This window comes from Sphingomonas sp. (assembly GCF_029239295.1).
Classification (GTDB): Bacteria; Pseudomonadota; Alphaproteobacteria; order Sphingomonadales; family Sphingomonadaceae; genus Sphingomonas.
The window spans coordinates 316,931-331,392 of the sequence record NZ_JAQZBC010000002.1 but is presented as its reverse complement, the minus strand read 5'-3'; the positions used below and the strand labels follow the sequence as shown (position 1 = coordinate 331,392).

The following is a 14,462-nucleotide window of genomic DNA, read 5'->3' as shown; positions in this document are numbered from 1 at the left end:
GGAGCCGGTCAGATCAGGCCGCGACGCGCAGCAGCCGGATCGCGAACGGATCGAGCAAGCCGCCGCCCACGCGCTTCGTGACGTAGAAGTTCACATACGGCTTGTTCGTGTACGGGTCGCGCAGGACGCGAGTGCCGAGCCGGTCATTGATGAGGTAGCCAGCCTTGAAGTCACCGAAGGCGATGGCGAGGTTGCCAGCGGTCGGCGCGGGCATCGCCTCGTCAATCTCCACCGGACGGCCAAGCAGCAAGGCGGGCTGATCCGCCGTGAGCGCCTCCCGCCAGATCGGGCGACCATCGGCGTCCTTGATCTTCGCGATAAAGGCGGCGGTCAGGCTCGACATGAGCCACGTCGCGTTCTGGCGATAGGGAGCGCCCAGCCCGTACAGGAAGTCGGTCAGTGCATCGATCGTGATGGCGGATGCGACAACCTCGACCGGCCCGCCGGGATGGAGGTTCGCGTTCACCTCCCCGGTCCCGTGAGTGAGCAGACCGGCGGGCTTGTTCACCCCGTTGCCCGCAATGAAGGCGATGCCTTCCTGCCGGTTGAACTCGCGCTCGATGCTCTGCGCCAGCCACGTCTCCACGTTGATCGCGGAGTCATCGAGCAGGCGCTGCGTCGCTGCCGGCATGGCGTAGATTTCGCCTGCCGCGAACGTGATCGCCGCAAGCGTCGAACTGGTCGTCAGCGGACGCGCCGCCGTCTCGCCAACCCAGCCGGAACCCCAAGCGTCGGAGTTCCAGAGGGTGCTGAACGCGGCCACCGTGGTCGGCTGGACCGTGGCGAGGCGGCGCATGGGCGAGGTCGCGCGCTGCTGCTCCAGCAACTTGCGGTCCCATTCGACGGGCGCGAGATAGCCGCCGGTACTGTTGTCACCGATCGACATGGCCGCCTGCACTGTGGCTCGCTCACCGATAGTGTTCGCCGCCTTGAGCGCGTCCTCACTGTCACCGCGCCGGAAATAGCTGGCGAAGGCGCGGGTGTAGTCCGGCTCAACGGGGAGGATCGAGCCAACGACCGACACGCCGCCCGCATTGACCTGGCTCTGCACCGCGTTGAGCGCGGTTTCGAGGTTTTCGATCTGCTGATCGCGCTGCTGGAAGCCGTCGCGGAGCAGCGAGTCCAACTGATTGAACATCCCGTCCACAGTGGTCGGCGCAGCGGCCATGACTCGGCCACCAGTGCGACGAAGTGCGACTGGGGCGTGGCTGAGAAGAAGATTGGTTCGCATAATGGTTCCTCCTGGTAACGGGAGGACGTTCGGCCATTCGCGCTGGAAGATACTGTTTTAGGTTCAGTGATCGAAGATTTTTAGGCTCGCATGATCTTGAGGTAGCGGGCGACCAGCTTGCTCTCCACTAGCGCAAAGGCCGCGTTTACATCCTGCCATTCTTGGTTCGATGTTCTCGGCCAACCGTTCCTCGCACGGAGGGAGGCAGCGCGCGCTTCCACGAACATGGAAAGGGTGTCGATGTTCGGGTCTGTGGCGAGTGACAGTGCGGGGGTTGGCAGGACGGCACGCCGTAGCTCCCCCATCACCGCCAACACTGGTTCGGAGCCTTCGGCGGCATGGTCGCGTAAATGCTGCACGACGCGGGCGGCTAGATCGCGGGCCAGCGGCTCGCGAGGGGCGGAAGGAGCTATGCCCGCCACCGCCTCGCGAACCAGCCGCGCCTCCAACGCGGGTCGCCGGGGACGCCCGCCTGTCACCGGGGGACCAGCGCGATCACGTTGACGCTGCCGAGTGCGTGCTTCGCCTTTCGGGCTTGCCCGCGCGTCAGCCCGCAGTCCTGAAAACGGCGCTCAATGGCGTGGGGATGAAGCGGTTCGCTGATCTCGTCCAAAAGGGCGAGCGCGGCGGCTCGAACTTCGGGTGATGCGGCGGCATAGGCAGGGTGGTCAATCACTGCATGGTCTCCACGGTGAGGGGTAAGCCCGCTTCGATTACGTCGAGGGCGCGACGCACCCAGTCGATAGCGGTGGAAGGGTCGCCTACGTTGTACAAAGCGAGGTCCACGGCGCTGTAGGCGGCGGCTATGGCGATGTCGTCGGGGGCAACGCCTTGCTCTGCGTACTTGGCGGCGGCGAGCCGGTTGACCCGGCGGCAGCGTTCGATCTTGTCGATGCTGGCGGTTTCGCTGTTGGTCATATTAGTGCACCCCGTTGAAGTCGAAGTCAGCGGGCGGGCGGGCCAGCAAACCTTCGTCGTCGTCATCGAGCGGAAATGCCTCATTGCCGCGCTGGAGTTCGCGGCGGCGGGCGATGGCCTGCGTGTCCATGCCGCCCTTTGCCCGACTGTGGATCGCCAGCGACCGGCGGGTGGTCGCGATGCAGGCGCGCAAGGATGCCAGTTCCGCGCACCGGGGGTTGCGGATCGGCCCGCCGCTGGCCCCTTCCACAACACTGCCCTCCACGCGGATGGCGTCAGCTTCGGCGCGACTGTCAGCAATCATCCGCGCCAAGTCGGCGGCGATGCGGATCATGTGATCCGTCCATTCCCCCTTGGGCAGTTCAGCGATGACCTCGTTGAAGATGTTGAGTTCGACGCTGGTCAGTGTGTAGTCGGCGGGCGGCGTGATGATGCGTTCGCCGTTGAACATGTCCTTTACTGCCGCTTCCTTGCTATCAGCACGTTGGCGGCGCGGTTTATTCATGTTGGTACTCATCGGGTGTCCTCCACTTTGACGTGTTGCATTCGCGTTATTGAGTGGCGCCGATCGAGGTCGGCGCTGATCTTAAACATTTCCTGCCCCCTCCCTCACCTCATGTTCCAAGGGTGATTGGGATCGAGCGGGACGCCATCTGCGTCGAAGCCTTTGAGGCGACCGCCTTTGTCCTGAGACTGCTTGGTGCTGTTGTGGTGGTGGTCGCATAGGGTCTGGAGCGCGCCCCCGAAGAACTTGCGTTCATCGCCGCCGTGCGGCTCAACGTGGTCGGCCACTCGGCCAGCCCGTGTCTTACCTTCCGCCTGACACATGACGCACAGCGGTTGGGAGGCGAGGTGAGCGGCGCGACGCTGCTGCCAGCGATAGGTCTTGAACAGCTTCTGGCCCGCGTTACCGCCGGGGGTGCGGGGGCTGGCGCGGCGGGTCATCGTATCGCCTCCCCGATACCGTCGAGGCCAGCCGGAGCCGTTGCAGGGGCGCTGGCGCGGGGATCGGAGCTATCGAGGTACTGCACCGGGATGGCGCAGGCCTTACCGCGCCGCCGGATACGGTACTGCCGCTCAGTCGGGTCCCATTCGATGCCGGGGTCTGCCGCCGCATCCTGTCGCGTCTGTCGGTCGAGGGCCGAGAGGTTGAGGTGACGCACTCGCCAACGCACCTGCTCGCGGCGGGAGCTATGGGCGGGTTCGACCAGCGCGGGATAATAGTTGGTCGAGGCGGCGCGGATGTATTCAAGCTCGGGCACTAGATATCTCCAAGATCAGAGGGGGGGGCGGCGGGGCGATCCCCGATCCCCGATAAAAGGCCCGATTTCCTTCGGGGTAGTTTTCCCCTCTCCGACTTAGATTTCTTCCTAAGTAGATCGAAAAGGGGGTACTTATCGGGGATCGGGGATCGCTCATCCCTTCTCCCCTCCTGCAATCTGCTAAAGCTCGACATGGAAACCTACCTCCTCCATCGTCTTGAGGTGTTCTTCCATCTTGCTCCACGTCTCTCCGTCACCGGGCGTGAAGTTGAGGATGACGGCTTGCTTCGCACCGGCCTTGCCCCCGATCCGGGGACGCCTGTCGCCTTTCAGGACGTGGATGCCCGCGATCCCCTCAACCTCGTCAATGAGCGTTCGCTCGCTCTCAAGGCGCGGGTTGCTGCGATCCATGTGGCGCTTTCCGGCGACCCAGCCCTGTAGGTCGCTCACCCGCACGATGGCCCGCTCACCGAGGTCCACGAACGCCTCTGCGAAATCCTTGGCGAGCAGCCGCCCAGCCGACTTGTTCGCGTTGATGATCGCCGCTTTCGCGGACGATGCAGGCGCGCGCTCGCTTGTGCGAACTCGGTCAGCGTCGGGGAACGACTGAGCCCAATGCAGGATGATCCCGGCACCGTCGCCTTCAAGCCAGGAATAGAACTCCGCCCACCATGACTCGGGCATTATCTTGTCGGTGAGCTTAGGTATCAGCCACCGGCGATCATCGTCAGGAATGTATAGCGCCTTGTCCGAGTTCGAACACGCCACGATCACCGCGCAATTATTGACGTTGATCTCAGGCAGGTTCTTCCGGTTGACCTGAATATCTGTGTCGGTGACGTAGGGCTTGAGCTTGTCGTAAACGGTCGAACGCCCATTGGAGTAGATTTCGTTCACGATGATCGCGCGGACGCCCAGCGCCCAGCCGTTGAAGGCTGAGTCCGCCACTGACTTTTCGGAGGGGAAGGACACGTTCGTCTCCCCAAGCGTCAGTTTGAGGATGCTGCCGAGAGTGGATTTTCCCACCCCCTGCTGTTTCGAGATCAACAGCAGCGAAAACCGGACACGTATCTCCGGCGAACCGATGACGGTCGCGAGCCAACGCAGGAGTGATCGCTGATCGCTCGCCTCTGGCACCAGATACGCGATGTAATCGAAGAACCGCTGCGGATCGCCAGCGATAGGTTTGAGGCGGGGGCGCTCGTACTGGTTCCAGCGGACTTGCCCCCGCTCCATCTTCACCCCCGGCTCCGATGCCGGGTCATAGGTGATCGACTGACAAACTGCTTCGGAGTGGTTCAGCAGGAGGGCGTATGTGTCTTTCTCATCGGATCGCCAGCGCACGTCCTCGTTGAACTGCTTCCAAGTCTGCCCGTAGGACGCGCGGTCCTTGTGGAACACTTGCTGCGTCTCGGTGACGATATGATATTGTTCGATGAAGGTCTGCCGAAGGACAGAAATGAACCGGGTGCCGGTGCCGTCTTCCTTTGGAACCTCGATGCGATCAGTCGCTTTGTCGGCGGGATGCAGACAGTCGAGCAACGAAGGTCCGCGCCAACGCCCGGCACTGAACAGTCGCTCAGGAAACTCGTTGCCGAGATCGAACCCTTCGCCAAACTCTTGACCGAAACGGAGGATGGAAACCTTACAGGTAAACTCAGGTACGATTTCCGCCGCCGCTCGCAAACCGTTCGCGTCATTGTCGCTGATGATGACGACGTGCTTCCAGCCCTTGCTGGCGAGTTCCGGCCACTTGGACTTATCGAGCGCGAACACACCGCCTAGCCAGCCGACGTGATGGCCCCAGCGCAAGTCCTCTAGCCAAGGGCAATTCCCCTGCTCCTCGCCGGACAGCAGCCGCTTGATCCGCGCCGCCGCCCCTGCACCCTCGTGTAGATACAGAGTGCTGACCGTCTCCCAGCCCGGCAGGCCGAAGAACGGGAGCTTGTCCGGCTCCATGAGCCGCCAGACACCGTCCGAGAACGGCGTGTAGCTCAGGAAGCCCTTGGTGCCGTCGCGATTGTCGTAGCGCCGCTGCACCATTTCGATGCGACCGGCGAAGTCATGGCAGACGAACGTGTTTCGATCTTTAAGATCACAGTCTGGGGGGCCGTCAGCAATGCCGATGAGGGTCGTAGGCTTCGGGAAGCTCACCCCCAAAAAGGCGCGGTGGATCGCTTCCTGTTCCTCCGGGGTCGGCGGCTCGGCGTCACGCTTCGGTGCGACTGTCCCCTTGTCATCGAAAGTGAGGGTGCCGAGCGGCTTGGGATAGCCGTTCACGAACTCCTCGACCTTGGCAGTCTTGAAGTTGACCGGGGTGGCGTTGACGCGGCGGAGGTACGCGGCCACCGCAGGGAGGTCCGTCAGCGATGCGATCAAACCGATGCGCGGTGTCGCCGCTTCCTCTTGAATCGGATCGGCGGCAATAGGATCGGGCTTCAAGACTACCTCCTGGGTGGCCTCCGCCGTTTGCTCGGCGGAGGCTGTCTCATGTCGGGGATCACGCATCGGCCATCGCAGCGCGGATCGCGGCCCGGTACGCATCGAGGTCGAAGGTCGTGCGGAAGCGCACAGGCCCCGCAGCGTCAGCCGCCTCCGGCGCATCGTCGGACGTGAAGCAGAACAGCGCGCCGTTGCGGCGGAACTCGATGTGGACGCGCGCGGCTTCGGGATCGAACAGAAGCTGCTCGGCAATCCGGCAAGCCCACCGCGCCGCCAGCGGAAACTTCATGCCCGAACGGACCATATCGCTCGCGAGCATCATCAGCATGGTCTGGCGCTCGGTGAAGTTCCGGGTGCCGCCGTTCGTCGCAGGGGGCGGAAGCACCGGCTGAATATCCGGCTTGGTCAGCATCTGATAGACAGTGACCAGCGGCGTGTACATTAGATCAGCGACGCTGGAAGTCGGAAGAGTGTCAGTGGACATAGTATTTCTCCTTCTTCCTTCTTAAAAGCGAAGGCCGATTCAGAGAGAACAGTTAGAGTTCGGGACGCTCTCTATTTGGACCGATGCGCCCGAAACTCAGGCGGGTGCGGTCGGAGAAGCCGAGCTTGAAGCGGCCCCAGAGTTCGCGAGCCTCGTGCCATGCGTCCTGCTTCGTGGCGCAAGATCGGCGGTGATCGCCGCAGGGCAGCGGGGGATCGATCAGGACGGCAAAGGCGTCGCCGTCAGCGATCAGCACGACCAGCGGGCCGATAGGCTCTAGATCGTCGTCGCCGTCATCTTCCCGCTGTTCCGCTTTGCGGCGTTCGGCGGCCAGCCTCGCGGCGGCTGGACCGAGATACAGCCGTTCCTCCACCTCAAGCGCCGACACGCGGACGGCTCGCCAACCAATCGTGAATCTCGCTCACCAACCAGCCCCGCGCGCGGACGGAAAGTTGGATGGGCTTGGGGAACTCACCATCGCGCATGGCATCTTCGCGGGCCTTGCGGGACATCCGCGTCACCGCGTCCAAATCGCGCTCGCGATAGATGAGGGGAGCAGGAAGCTCCCGGCGATTGCGTTCTTTGCCCTCGACAGGCGGGGGAAGTTCTTCGATCATCTGCGTCCTCCGTTCGCGGGCGAAGCGCCGCGCTGAAGCTCGGAAAGACGCGAAAAGACGGACGGGAAAAACGCCGCCAAATAGACGATTTAGCGGCGGTCAGCGGTCCTCGATCATCCGGTGGGGGTTCCGCGACTTAGGGCGGCGCACCCGCTCGCCTAGCTCCTCTTCGCTTACACCGTGACGGTCGGCGGCGATCTCAAGTTGTGACAACGGCGGCTCCCCTGCCTCGCCCGACGCAGCCCAGAGCGCTGCAAGGCGGTCCGCGTCGCGAGCGGCGCGGGCTATAGGGGTAGAGGCGCGCTCCTCACGGCTCTGCACCCGCCGTCCGCGCTTTCCGGCGTGTTCGCGACTTTGAGCTAGGGCGATGAACTCGTCCCACGTTATGCCGGGGAAGGCGGCGCGGGCGTGGCGATAACGAGTTGCAAGCTCCACCATTAGATCGACCGACTGCTGATTGGTGGCGGCTGACTCCTCCGCGCGTTCGTCCATCTGATCGAGCGCGTCGAGCATCGCAGCCCGGTAGCGCCGCTGATCGAGGGGGCGGCTCATGCGACCTCCCCGTCACAATAGGCGGCGAACCGCTCCATGAGCGTCCGGCGCGTGTGCCAATAATCGCCGCGCTGGTACGCGCCCTCAACGCCGCCCACGGTATGCGCCAGCGCCGCTTCGGCAATCTCGCGCGGCACGTCCAAGCACTGTTCCGCCGCCCAGGTGCGGAAGGTGGACCGGAAGCCGTGGACCGTCACCCCGTCCTTCCGGCCCATTCGCTTCAGGAGCGCGGTCATCGCCATGTTCGTCAGGGTGCCGCCGCCCATCGACTGGCTGATGAAGATAAACTCCTCTCCTTTGTCGCGCGGCTGGCTTTTCAGCACGGCCAGCGCGGCGGGGGTGAGCGGCACCCGATGCTCCCGGCCCGCCTTCATGCGATCGGCGGGAACGGTCCACACGCCAGCGTCGAGGTCCACTTCGCGCCACCGCGCTTCCAGCACTTCGGTGGTGCGGGCGGCAGTCAGGATGAGGAACTCCAGCGCGCCCGCCGCAATGCCGTCCCGCTTGCGAAGCTCGTCCATGAACGTTGGCAATTCGGCATAGGGGAGCGAGGCGTGGCCTTCCGTCCGGCGGAGCCGCGCCGACTTGGGCAGCAGGTGATCGAGCTTGCCGCCGCTACGGGTGAGGTCGAGGTCGGGGCGGAGGTCGAGGCCCGCCGCGTAGCCAAGGATCAGGCCCATCCGCCCGCGCACCTTCTTCGCGGTGTCGTGCTTCGCGGTCCAGATCGGCTCAAGCACCTCGTGGACGTGCGACACGCCTATGTCGCCCACGTCCATATCGCCCATGACCGGATAGGCGTACTGCGTGAGGGAGGATCGCCATTGCGCTTCGCTCTTGGGATTGCGCCACGTCTCTCGGTGGGCGGCAATGTAGCGTTCAGTGATGTCTTTGAACGTCCGGCCCGCTTCCGGCTTCTTGAAAGTGCCGCGATACACCGGCGGCTCCTCGCCACGGCGGAGCATGGCGCGGTACTCCGCAGCCTTCTCCCGCGCTTCCGCAAGCCCGATCGCCTTGAGCGATCCCAGCCCCCGCATCTTATCCTTGCCCTCGCGCCGGTAGATGAAAAGCCAGCTTTTCGAGCCGTTCTTGCCGACATGGAGGTAGAGATTGCGGCCGTCGCTGTATTTGCCGGGGTCTTTGTACCGTTCAATCTTCTTCGTAGTGAGCTGATCGACCTTCATAGCCGCTCCGACAATCAGGAATTATTACCTGATTATCCCCCGACCCGACCCTAGAAGCTACAGAAATCGCAAAGAGGCGCTAAGGGGCCATCGTAAGCACCCTAAGTCCTTGTTTTCTGCGGGTTTTGATACGGTCGAAAGAGCCTAAAGAGGCTCAGGAAAACGGCTGAAAAAGGGGTAGTTGGCGGAGCGGGAGGGATTCGAACCCTCGATACGCTTTTGACGTATACTCACTTTCCAGGCGAGCGCCTTCGACCACTCGGCCACCGCTCCGCATGTCCTGGAAGTAGCGCGCCCTAAGCTGGTCTTTCGTCCGGCGCAAGCGTTTGCCGCGCGGGCATCAATCGTCCTCGTCCTCGAACCCCACCAGCGCCAGTGCGCGTGCCTTGATCTGGCGCATCGCGCACCAGTGAATCAGCGCTTCCTCCCGCCCATGCGTCACCCACACTTCGCGTGGGGCGATCTCCTGGATCGTGTCGGTCAACTCGTCCCAATCGGCGTGGTCGGACATGATCAGCGGCAGCTCGACCAGCTTCTGCCGCGCGCGCTGGCGCACCCGCATCCACCCGCTCGCCATGGCGGTGATCGGATCGGGCAGGCGGCGTGACCAGCGATCGTTGAGCGCGCCGGGCGGGCACATCACGACGTGGCCTGCCATCGCCGCCTTGGGCACGCCCGCGACAGGGATCAGCTCGCCCAGCCGCACGCCATGTTCGGTATAGAGGTCGCAGAGTCGCTGCAGTGCGCCATGGATGTAGATCGGCGCCTCGTGGCCTCGCCCACGCAGCTCGGCAATGACGCGCTGCGCCTTGCCCAGCGCATAGGCGCCTACCAGCACGCAGCGATCGGGATTGGCGTGCAGCCGCGTGACCAGCTTGTCGATCTCGTCACCGGTATCGGGGTGGCGGAATACGGGCAGGCCGAAGGTCGCTTCGGTGATGAAGACGTCGCAGGCCACCGGCTCGAACGGCGCGCAGGTCGGGTCGGGCCGCCGCTTGTAATCGCCTGACACCACGATCCGCTCGCCGCGATATTCCAGCAGGATCTGCGCCGATCCCAACACATGGCCCGCCGCCACGAAGGTCGCCTCTACCTCGCCCAGCCGGACGCTTTCGCCATAACGGACCGGATGCCCCGCCTGCTCGCCATAGCGCGTGTCCATGATCGCCAGCGTCTCGGGCGTCGCCCACACCGCGCCATGCCCGCCGCGCGCGTGATCGGCATGTCCATGCGTTACCAGCGCCCGCGCCTGCGGGATGGACGGATCGACCCAGGCGTTTGCCGGGCGAACGAAGATGCCGTGGGGGTGGGGATCGAGCCAGTCGCCGAGCTTGGGCATGGGGGCAGTACGCACGAGCGGATCAAATCGCCCCAGCGCCTCGTTGTGGCGATAACAGATAAGGAGAGTGCGGCATGGAACATCAGGCATTGGGCGACAGCCTGTGGGTCTTCGTCATCATCGGCGGCTTCATCATCCTGGGTGTTGCGATCGCGATTGCGAAAATGCGCAACAAGGTGACGCCCGAGCAGGAGCGCATGACCGAAGAGGCGACCCATCGGTTGTATGAAGAGCAGTCGCGCGAGGATGCTGCGCGCGGCTGATGCAGGGCGGCTAGCGGGCCTGCGCGATCAGGCGGTCGGCGTGGCGGTGACGCGCGCGCTGACCTGGCCAAGCTGCGAGGCAAGTCGCTGGGAGAGCCGCGCGATTTGCTCGCGCAGCGCCTGCGCTTCGGTCTCGTCCAGGACCAATGTCTCGCGACACAGCGCACCGCCGCGAAGCGCCACTTGCCGCAGTATCAATGTCCAGCGTGCGCGCGAGTCCAGCGTGACCTTGCTCGTCCCGTGACACAGCATGTTGCGAAAGCCGGCATGGCCGCGATATTCCTCCAGCGTCGCCGCCGTGGCCTTTCCCGCTTCCGCCGCAAACGGGCCACCCGCGCAAATCGCCGCGGACAGCGAGTCCAGCCGCTGGCCGATCAGCAGGGGCAATTTGACGCTCTTGCCCCGTTCCCCCAACCCGGACAGGGCCGAGAGGCACTCGGTCACCGCCGTCTCACCGCGCGTGAAGGCGTCGAGGCAGCGGCCCCGCCATTCGTTGACCTGTGCATTGGCGGCATGGAAGGGCGCAGCGGGAAGGAGCATCGCCGCGTCCGCCGCGATCTTTGGCGGCTCTGCCACAGTCGAACAGGCTTCGGCGATCGGGACAAAGGCGTTCATCCCGCCAGGCTAGGCACAAGGAGTTGCCAAAAACTTGAACCAACTGGGAAGATAAGGCTCGCCGTTCTGAAACCGCATGGCATTCCTATATGATAGCGCGATGACTGCTTCACTTCCGGCCCCGCTTGTCGATTGGTTTGCGTCGCGGGGCTGGGCGCCGCGCCGGCACCAGCTGGACATGCTGGCGCAGGGCCGCGCCGGGCGCCACGCTTTGCTCGTTGCGGCGACGGGCGCCGGCAAGACGCTTGCCGGATTTCTGCCGACGCTCGCCGAACTGATCGAACAGCCGGCGGAGGGGTTGCACACCCTCTACGTGTCCCCCCTGAAGGCGCTGGCGGTGGATATTCAGCGCAACCTCGTCACCCCGCTCGATGAAATGGGCATCGACATCCGCGTTGAGACCCGCACCGGCGACACCCCGTCCGATCGCAAGGCGCGTCAGCGGGTGAAGCCGCCGCAGATCCTGCTCACCACGCCTGAATCGCTGTCGCTGCTGCTGAGCTACCCCGACAGTTTCACCATGTTCGCCGGCCTCAGGACGATCGTGATCGATGAGGTGCACGCCTTCGCCACTGGCAAGCGCGGCGACCTTTTGGCACTGTGCATGTCGCGGCTTCAGGCGATCGCGCCCGGCATGCGCCGGGTCGCTCTGTCCGCCACCGTCGCCGATCCGGACGGCTATCGCGCCTGGCTCGCGCCCGACGGGGACATCGACAGTGTCAGCCTGGTGCAGGGGGAAACCGGCGTGGATCCCAACATCGCCATCCTGCTGCCCGAGGACCGCATCCCATGGGCGGGCCATTCCGGCCGCTATGCCGCCGCGCAGGTGATGGCGGAGATCGAGACTCACAAGACCACCATCGTCTTCTGCAACACCCGCAGCCTCGCCGAGCTGATCTTTCAGGATCTGTGGAAGGCGAACGAGATGCAGCTGCCGATCGGCATCCATCACGGCAGTCTCGAGAAAGAGGCCCGGCGCAAGGTGGAGGCCGCGATGGCTGGCGGCCGCTTGCGCGCGCTCGTCGCCACCGCCAGTCTCGATCTGGGCGTCGACTGGGGCGATGTCGATTGCGTGATTCAGATGGGCGCGCCGAAGGGATCGTCGCGCCTGTTGCAGCGGATCGGGCGAAGCAATCACCGGCTGGATGAGCCGTCGGAGGCGATCGTCGTCCCCGGCAATCGCTTTGAATATCTCGAGGCGCGCGCTGCGCTCGACGCGGTGGAGGCGGGTGAGCTCGATACCGACGTGTTCCGCATGGGCGCGCTCGACGTGCTGGCGCAGCATGTCATGGCCTGCGCCTGCGCCGCCCCGTTCGATCAGGCCGCATTGCTCGACGAGATCCGCTCTGCGCTCCCCTATTCGGCGCTGACCGATGAGCTTTTCGACAAGGTGCTCGGCTTCATCCGCGACGGCGGCTACTCACTTCGCGCCTATGATCGGTTCAAGCGGCTGACGCAGGACACCGACGGCCTGTGGCGCGTCAGCCATCCAAAATTCGTCGCGCAGCACCGCCTCAACGCTGGCATCATCGTCGAGGCGACAATGCTCAAGGTCCGCTTCCGCAACGGGCGCGCGCTGGGCAAGGTGGAGGAGGCGTTCGCCTCCACGCTCAGCCATGGCGATACCTTCTTCTTCGCCGGCATGAGCCTTGAGGTCGAGAAGATCGATACCGAGGATCTGATCGTCCGCGCCACCGCCCGGCCCGCGCGTATCCCCACCTATGGCGGCGCCCGCATGCCGCTGTCGACCAACCTAGCCGATCGCGTGCGCCGCTTCCTCGACACCCCCGCCGAATGGTCGCGCTTCCCCGATGACGTGCGTGAGTGGCTGGAGATCCAGGCGCGCCGCTCAGCATTGCCGCACCCCGATCAGCTGCTGGTGGAAACCTTTCCGCGCGAGGGGCGCAACTACATGGTCGCCTACAGCTTCGAAGGGTGGAACGCGCACCAGTCGCTCGGCATGCTCATCACCCGGCGCATGGAAACCGCGGGGCTGAAACCACTGGGTTTCGTCGCAAACGATTATGCCATCGCTACCTATTCGATCGATCCCGTCACTGATCCCGCGGCGCTCTTCTCGGCCGATATTCTCGAACATGAATTCGTTGACTGGGTGCAGCAATCGCACCTCTTGAAGCGCGCCTTCCGCGAAGTCGCGGTGATCGGCGGGCTGGTCGAACGGCAGCATCCCGGCAAGCGCAAGACCGGCAAGCAAGTCACCTTCTCCACCGATCTCATCTACGATGTGCTGCGCAAATATGAGCCCGGCCATATCCTGCTCGAGGCCGCATGGGCTGACGCGCGCGCGCGCATGACCGATGTCGGCCGCCTCGCCGACTTACTGGATCGCGCGGCGGGCACGATGCTCCACGTTGATCTGCCGCGTGTCTCGCCGCTCGCCGTGCCGGTGCTGGTGCTGATCGGCCGCGAACGAGTCGCCACCGGCAGCGCCGACGATGCGTTGCTGATCGAGGCAGAGTCGCTCGCCGGGGAGGCGATGCGGCTCGACTGAGGCGGCGCTTGCCAGACGCGGGCGATAACAATTGACAAGGGTCCGGATCGGGCGCTTCATTCGGCGATGCGCCGCTGGCTTGCCTTGCCGCTCTTGTCGCTGCTCGCCAATGCGGACGATCAGCAGCCCGTTGTGCCGCCCGCGCCGCTGAGTGATTATGCGTCGCACATCGGCCTTGGCCATGCGGCGGATCCAACGCTGCCAACCGGTGAGCATCTAGATTTCGGTGAGAACGGTCCGCGCATGACGGTGCCTGTCCAGATCGCCGGGGCAGGGCCGTACCAATTCGTCATCGATACGGGCGCGCAGCGCACCGTGATCAGCCGCGAACTCGCGACGCGGCTCGGCTTGTCAGGGGGGCGCAACGTGCGCCTGACGGGCATGACCGGGACGCAGGATGTCGGCACGGTGGTGATTCCCTCGATCTCGGTCAGCACGCTCGGCGGCGAACGGATCGAGGCGCCGGCACTGTCGGCGGCGAACCTCGGCGCGCCCGGCATGCTCGGCATCGATGCGCTGCAGGGTCATTCGCTGGCGATCGACTTCGACGCGCAGCGGATGACCGTTACGCCCGCGCGCAAACGAGGCGAACGCGTGCGCCGCGCCCCCGACGAAATCGTCATTCAGGCAAAAAGCCTGTTCGGCCAGCTCGTCGTTACTGATGCGCGCGTTGCGGGGGAGCGGGTGCGCGTCATCCTCGACACCGGCAGTGTCGTTTCGATGGGCAACATGGCGCTGCGCAAGCGGCTCGCGAAGCGCGGCAAGGTCACGCCGATCACGCTGATCAGTGTGACCGGTGGGGAGCTCGTCGCGGATTATGGCTCCGTCAAATCGATCAAGATCGGCGATGCGGAAATCCGCGACATGCCGGTCGCCTTTGCCGATGTCCCGCCGTTCCGCGTCTTTGGCCTGGAAAAAAAGCCCGCGATCATGCTCGGCATGGATGTGCTGAAGCTGTTCACCCGGGTTCAGATCGATTTCGCGAACCGCGAATTGCGGCTGCTGCTGCCGCGCGGGGCGTCCCGCCGCGGCTGAGGCCGCCTTTC

General features: G+C 64.5%; 18 protein-coding genes and 1 tRNA gene. 3 read left to right on the top strand and 16 right to left on the bottom strand.

Annotated features, from left to right (window positions below):
* Positions 1 to 13: 13 nt before the first annotated feature.
* The 15 genes from K0S66_RS03235 to K0S66_RS03165 all read right to left on the bottom strand — a co-directional run bounded on the left by K0S66_RS03235 (position 14) and on the right by K0S66_RS03165 (position 10,026).
* The gene (locus K0S66_RS03235) at positions 14 to 1,231 is read right to left on the bottom strand and encodes a phage major capsid protein (protein ID WP_301073674.1); all 1,218 of its coding nucleotides are present in this window, start codon (positions 1,229 to 1,231) and stop codon (positions 14 to 16) included.
* Between the two features lie 80 nt (positions 1,232 to 1,311).
* The gene (locus tag K0S66_RS03230) at positions 1,312 to 1,680 is read right to left on the bottom strand and encodes a hypothetical protein (protein WP_301073673.1); all 369 of its coding nucleotides are present in this window, start codon (positions 1,678 to 1,680) and stop codon (positions 1,312 to 1,314) included.
* 26 nt (positions 1,681 to 1,706) lie between these two features.
* Complete coding sequence (locus K0S66_RS03225) at positions 1,707 to 1,907, bottom strand: hypothetical protein (protein WP_301073672.1); 201 nt, start codon at positions 1,905 to 1,907, stop codon at positions 1,707 to 1,709.
* Entirely contained in the window at positions 1,904 to 2,149 is a 246-nt protein-coding gene (locus tag K0S66_RS03220) for a hypothetical protein (protein ID WP_301073671.1), read from the bottom strand. The genes K0S66_RS03225 and K0S66_RS03220 overlap by 4 nt, the downstream gene beginning before the upstream one ends.
* Before the next feature lies 1 nt (position 2,150).
* Positions 2,151 to 2,666, bottom strand: a complete 516-nt coding sequence (locus K0S66_RS03215) for a hypothetical protein (RefSeq protein ID WP_301073670.1) — start codon at positions 2,664 to 2,666, stop codon at positions 2,151 to 2,153.
* A 92-nt stretch (positions 2,667 to 2,758) separates the two neighbouring features.
* The gene (locus K0S66_RS03210; protein WP_301073669.1) at positions 2,759 to 3,094 is read right to left on the bottom strand and encodes a hypothetical protein; all 336 of its coding nucleotides are present in this window, start codon (positions 3,092 to 3,094) and stop codon (positions 2,759 to 2,761) included.
* The gene (locus tag K0S66_RS03205) at positions 3,091 to 3,411 is read right to left on the bottom strand and encodes a hypothetical protein (protein ID WP_301073668.1); all 321 of its coding nucleotides are present in this window, start codon (positions 3,409 to 3,411) and stop codon (positions 3,091 to 3,093) included. The genes K0S66_RS03210 and K0S66_RS03205 overlap by 4 nt, the downstream gene beginning before the upstream one ends.
* A gap of 180 nt (positions 3,412 to 3,591) precedes the next feature.
* On the bottom strand, positions 3,592 to 5,853 hold the full coding sequence (locus K0S66_RS03200) for a primase-helicase family protein (protein ID WP_301073667.1): 2,262 nt from the start codon (positions 5,851 to 5,853) through the stop codon (positions 3,592 to 3,594).
* 58 nt (positions 5,854 to 5,911) lie between these two features.
* Positions 5,912 to 6,337: a hypothetical protein gene (locus K0S66_RS03195; RefSeq protein ID WP_301073666.1), complete on the bottom strand. Its 426-nt coding sequence runs from the start codon at positions 6,335 to 6,337 to the stop codon at positions 5,912 to 5,914.
* A gap of 52 nt (positions 6,338 to 6,389) precedes the next feature.
* Positions 6,390 to 6,725, bottom strand: coding sequence for a hypothetical protein (locus tag K0S66_RS03190; RefSeq protein ID WP_301073665.1), 336 nt, complete (start codon positions 6,723 to 6,725; stop codon positions 6,390 to 6,392).
* The gene (locus K0S66_RS03185; protein ID WP_301073664.1) at positions 6,712 to 6,954 is read right to left on the bottom strand and encodes an AlpA family phage regulatory protein; all 243 of its coding nucleotides are present in this window, start codon (positions 6,952 to 6,954) and stop codon (positions 6,712 to 6,714) included. The genes K0S66_RS03190 and K0S66_RS03185 overlap by 14 nt, the downstream gene beginning before the upstream one ends.
* A 99-nt stretch (positions 6,955 to 7,053) precedes the next feature.
* Entirely contained in the window at positions 7,054 to 7,506 is a 453-nt protein-coding gene (locus K0S66_RS03180) for a hypothetical protein (protein WP_301073663.1), read from the bottom strand.
* The gene (locus K0S66_RS03175; RefSeq protein ID WP_301073662.1) at positions 7,503 to 8,687 is read right to left on the bottom strand and encodes a site-specific integrase; all 1,185 of its coding nucleotides are present in this window, start codon (positions 8,685 to 8,687) and stop codon (positions 7,503 to 7,505) included. Before K0S66_RS03175 ends, K0S66_RS03180 begins: the two co-directional genes overlap by 4 nt.
* A 182-nt stretch (positions 8,688 to 8,869) precedes the next feature.
* A tRNA-Ser gene (locus K0S66_RS03170) sits at positions 8,870 to 8,960 on the bottom strand.
* Between the two features lie 67 nt (positions 8,961 to 9,027).
* Complete coding sequence (locus K0S66_RS03165; RefSeq protein ID WP_301073661.1) at positions 9,028 to 10,026, bottom strand: ligase-associated DNA damage response exonuclease; 999 nt, start codon at positions 10,024 to 10,026, stop codon at positions 9,028 to 9,030.
* 74 nt (positions 10,027 to 10,100) lie between these two features.
* Between K0S66_RS03165 and K0S66_RS03160 the strand changes: the two genes are divergently transcribed.
* Positions 10,101 to 10,289, top strand: coding sequence for a hypothetical protein (locus tag K0S66_RS03160; RefSeq protein ID WP_301073660.1), 189 nt, complete (start codon positions 10,101 to 10,103; stop codon positions 10,287 to 10,289).
* Positions 10,290 to 10,316: 27 nt separating this feature from the next.
* Here K0S66_RS03160 and K0S66_RS03155 read toward each other — a convergent pair whose 3' ends face one another.
* Entirely contained in the window at positions 10,317 to 10,904 is a 588-nt protein-coding gene (locus K0S66_RS03155) for a hypothetical protein (RefSeq protein ID WP_301073659.1), read from the bottom strand.
* A gap of 100 nt (positions 10,905 to 11,004) precedes the next feature.
* Between K0S66_RS03155 and K0S66_RS03150 the strand changes: the two genes are divergently transcribed.
* Complete coding sequence (locus K0S66_RS03150) at positions 11,005 to 13,416, top strand: ligase-associated DNA damage response DEXH box helicase (RefSeq protein ID WP_301073658.1); 2,412 nt, start codon at positions 11,005 to 11,007, stop codon at positions 13,414 to 13,416.
* A gap of 66 nt (positions 13,417 to 13,482) precedes the next feature.
* A complete protein-coding gene (locus K0S66_RS03145; protein ID WP_301073657.1) occupies positions 13,483 to 14,451 on the top strand; it encodes a retropepsin-like aspartic protease in 969 nt (322 codons plus the stop codon).
* Positions 14,452 to 14,462: the final 11 nt, after the last annotated feature.

Excerpts from the sequence above, each read along its gene's own strand:
- K0S66_RS03235 (WP_301073674.1), bottom strand. The coding sequence starts at position 1,231 with ATGCGAACCAATCTTCTTCTCAGCCACGCCCCAGTCGCACTTCGTCGC.
- K0S66_RS03220 (WP_301073671.1), bottom strand. The coding sequence starts at position 2,149 with ATGACCAACAGCGAAACCGCCAGCATCGACAAGATCGAACGCTGCCGC.
- K0S66_RS03215 (WP_301073670.1), bottom strand. The coding sequence starts at position 2,666 with ATGAGTACCAACATGAATAAACCGCGCCGCCAACGTGCTGATAGCAAG.
- K0S66_RS03210 (WP_301073669.1), bottom strand. The coding sequence starts at position 3,094 with ATGACCCGCCGCGCCAGCCCCCGCACCCCCGGCGGTAACGCGGGCCAG.
- K0S66_RS03195 (WP_301073666.1), bottom strand. The coding sequence starts at position 6,337 with ATGTCCACTGACACTCTTCCGACTTCCAGCGTCGCTGATCTAATGTAC.
- K0S66_RS03185 (WP_301073664.1), bottom strand. The coding sequence starts at position 6,954 with ATGATCGAAGAACTTCCCCCGCCTGTCGAGGGCAAAGAACGCAATCGC.
- K0S66_RS03180 (WP_301073663.1), bottom strand. The coding sequence starts at position 7,506 with ATGAGCCGCCCCCTCGATCAGCGGCGCTACCGGGCTGCGATGCTCGAC.
- K0S66_RS03175 (WP_301073662.1), bottom strand. The coding sequence starts at position 8,687 with ATGAAGGTCGATCAGCTCACTACGAAGAAGATTGAACGGTACAAAGAC.
- K0S66_RS03165 (WP_301073661.1), bottom strand. The coding sequence starts at position 10,026 with ATGCCCAAGCTCGGCGACTGGCTCGATCCCCACCCCCACGGCATCTTC.
- K0S66_RS03160 (WP_301073660.1), top strand. The coding sequence starts at position 10,101 with ATGGAACATCAGGCATTGGGCGACAGCCTGTGGGTCTTCGTCATCATC.
- K0S66_RS03155 (WP_301073659.1), bottom strand. The coding sequence starts at position 10,904 with ATGAACGCCTTTGTCCCGATCGCCGAAGCCTGTTCGACTGTGGCAGAG.
- K0S66_RS03150 (WP_301073658.1), top strand. The coding sequence starts at position 11,005 with ATGACTGCTTCACTTCCGGCCCCGCTTGTCGATTGGTTTGCGTCGCGG.
- K0S66_RS03145 (WP_301073657.1), top strand. The coding sequence starts at position 13,483 with ATGCGCCGCTGGCTTGCCTTGCCGCTCTTGTCGCTGCTCGCCAATGCG.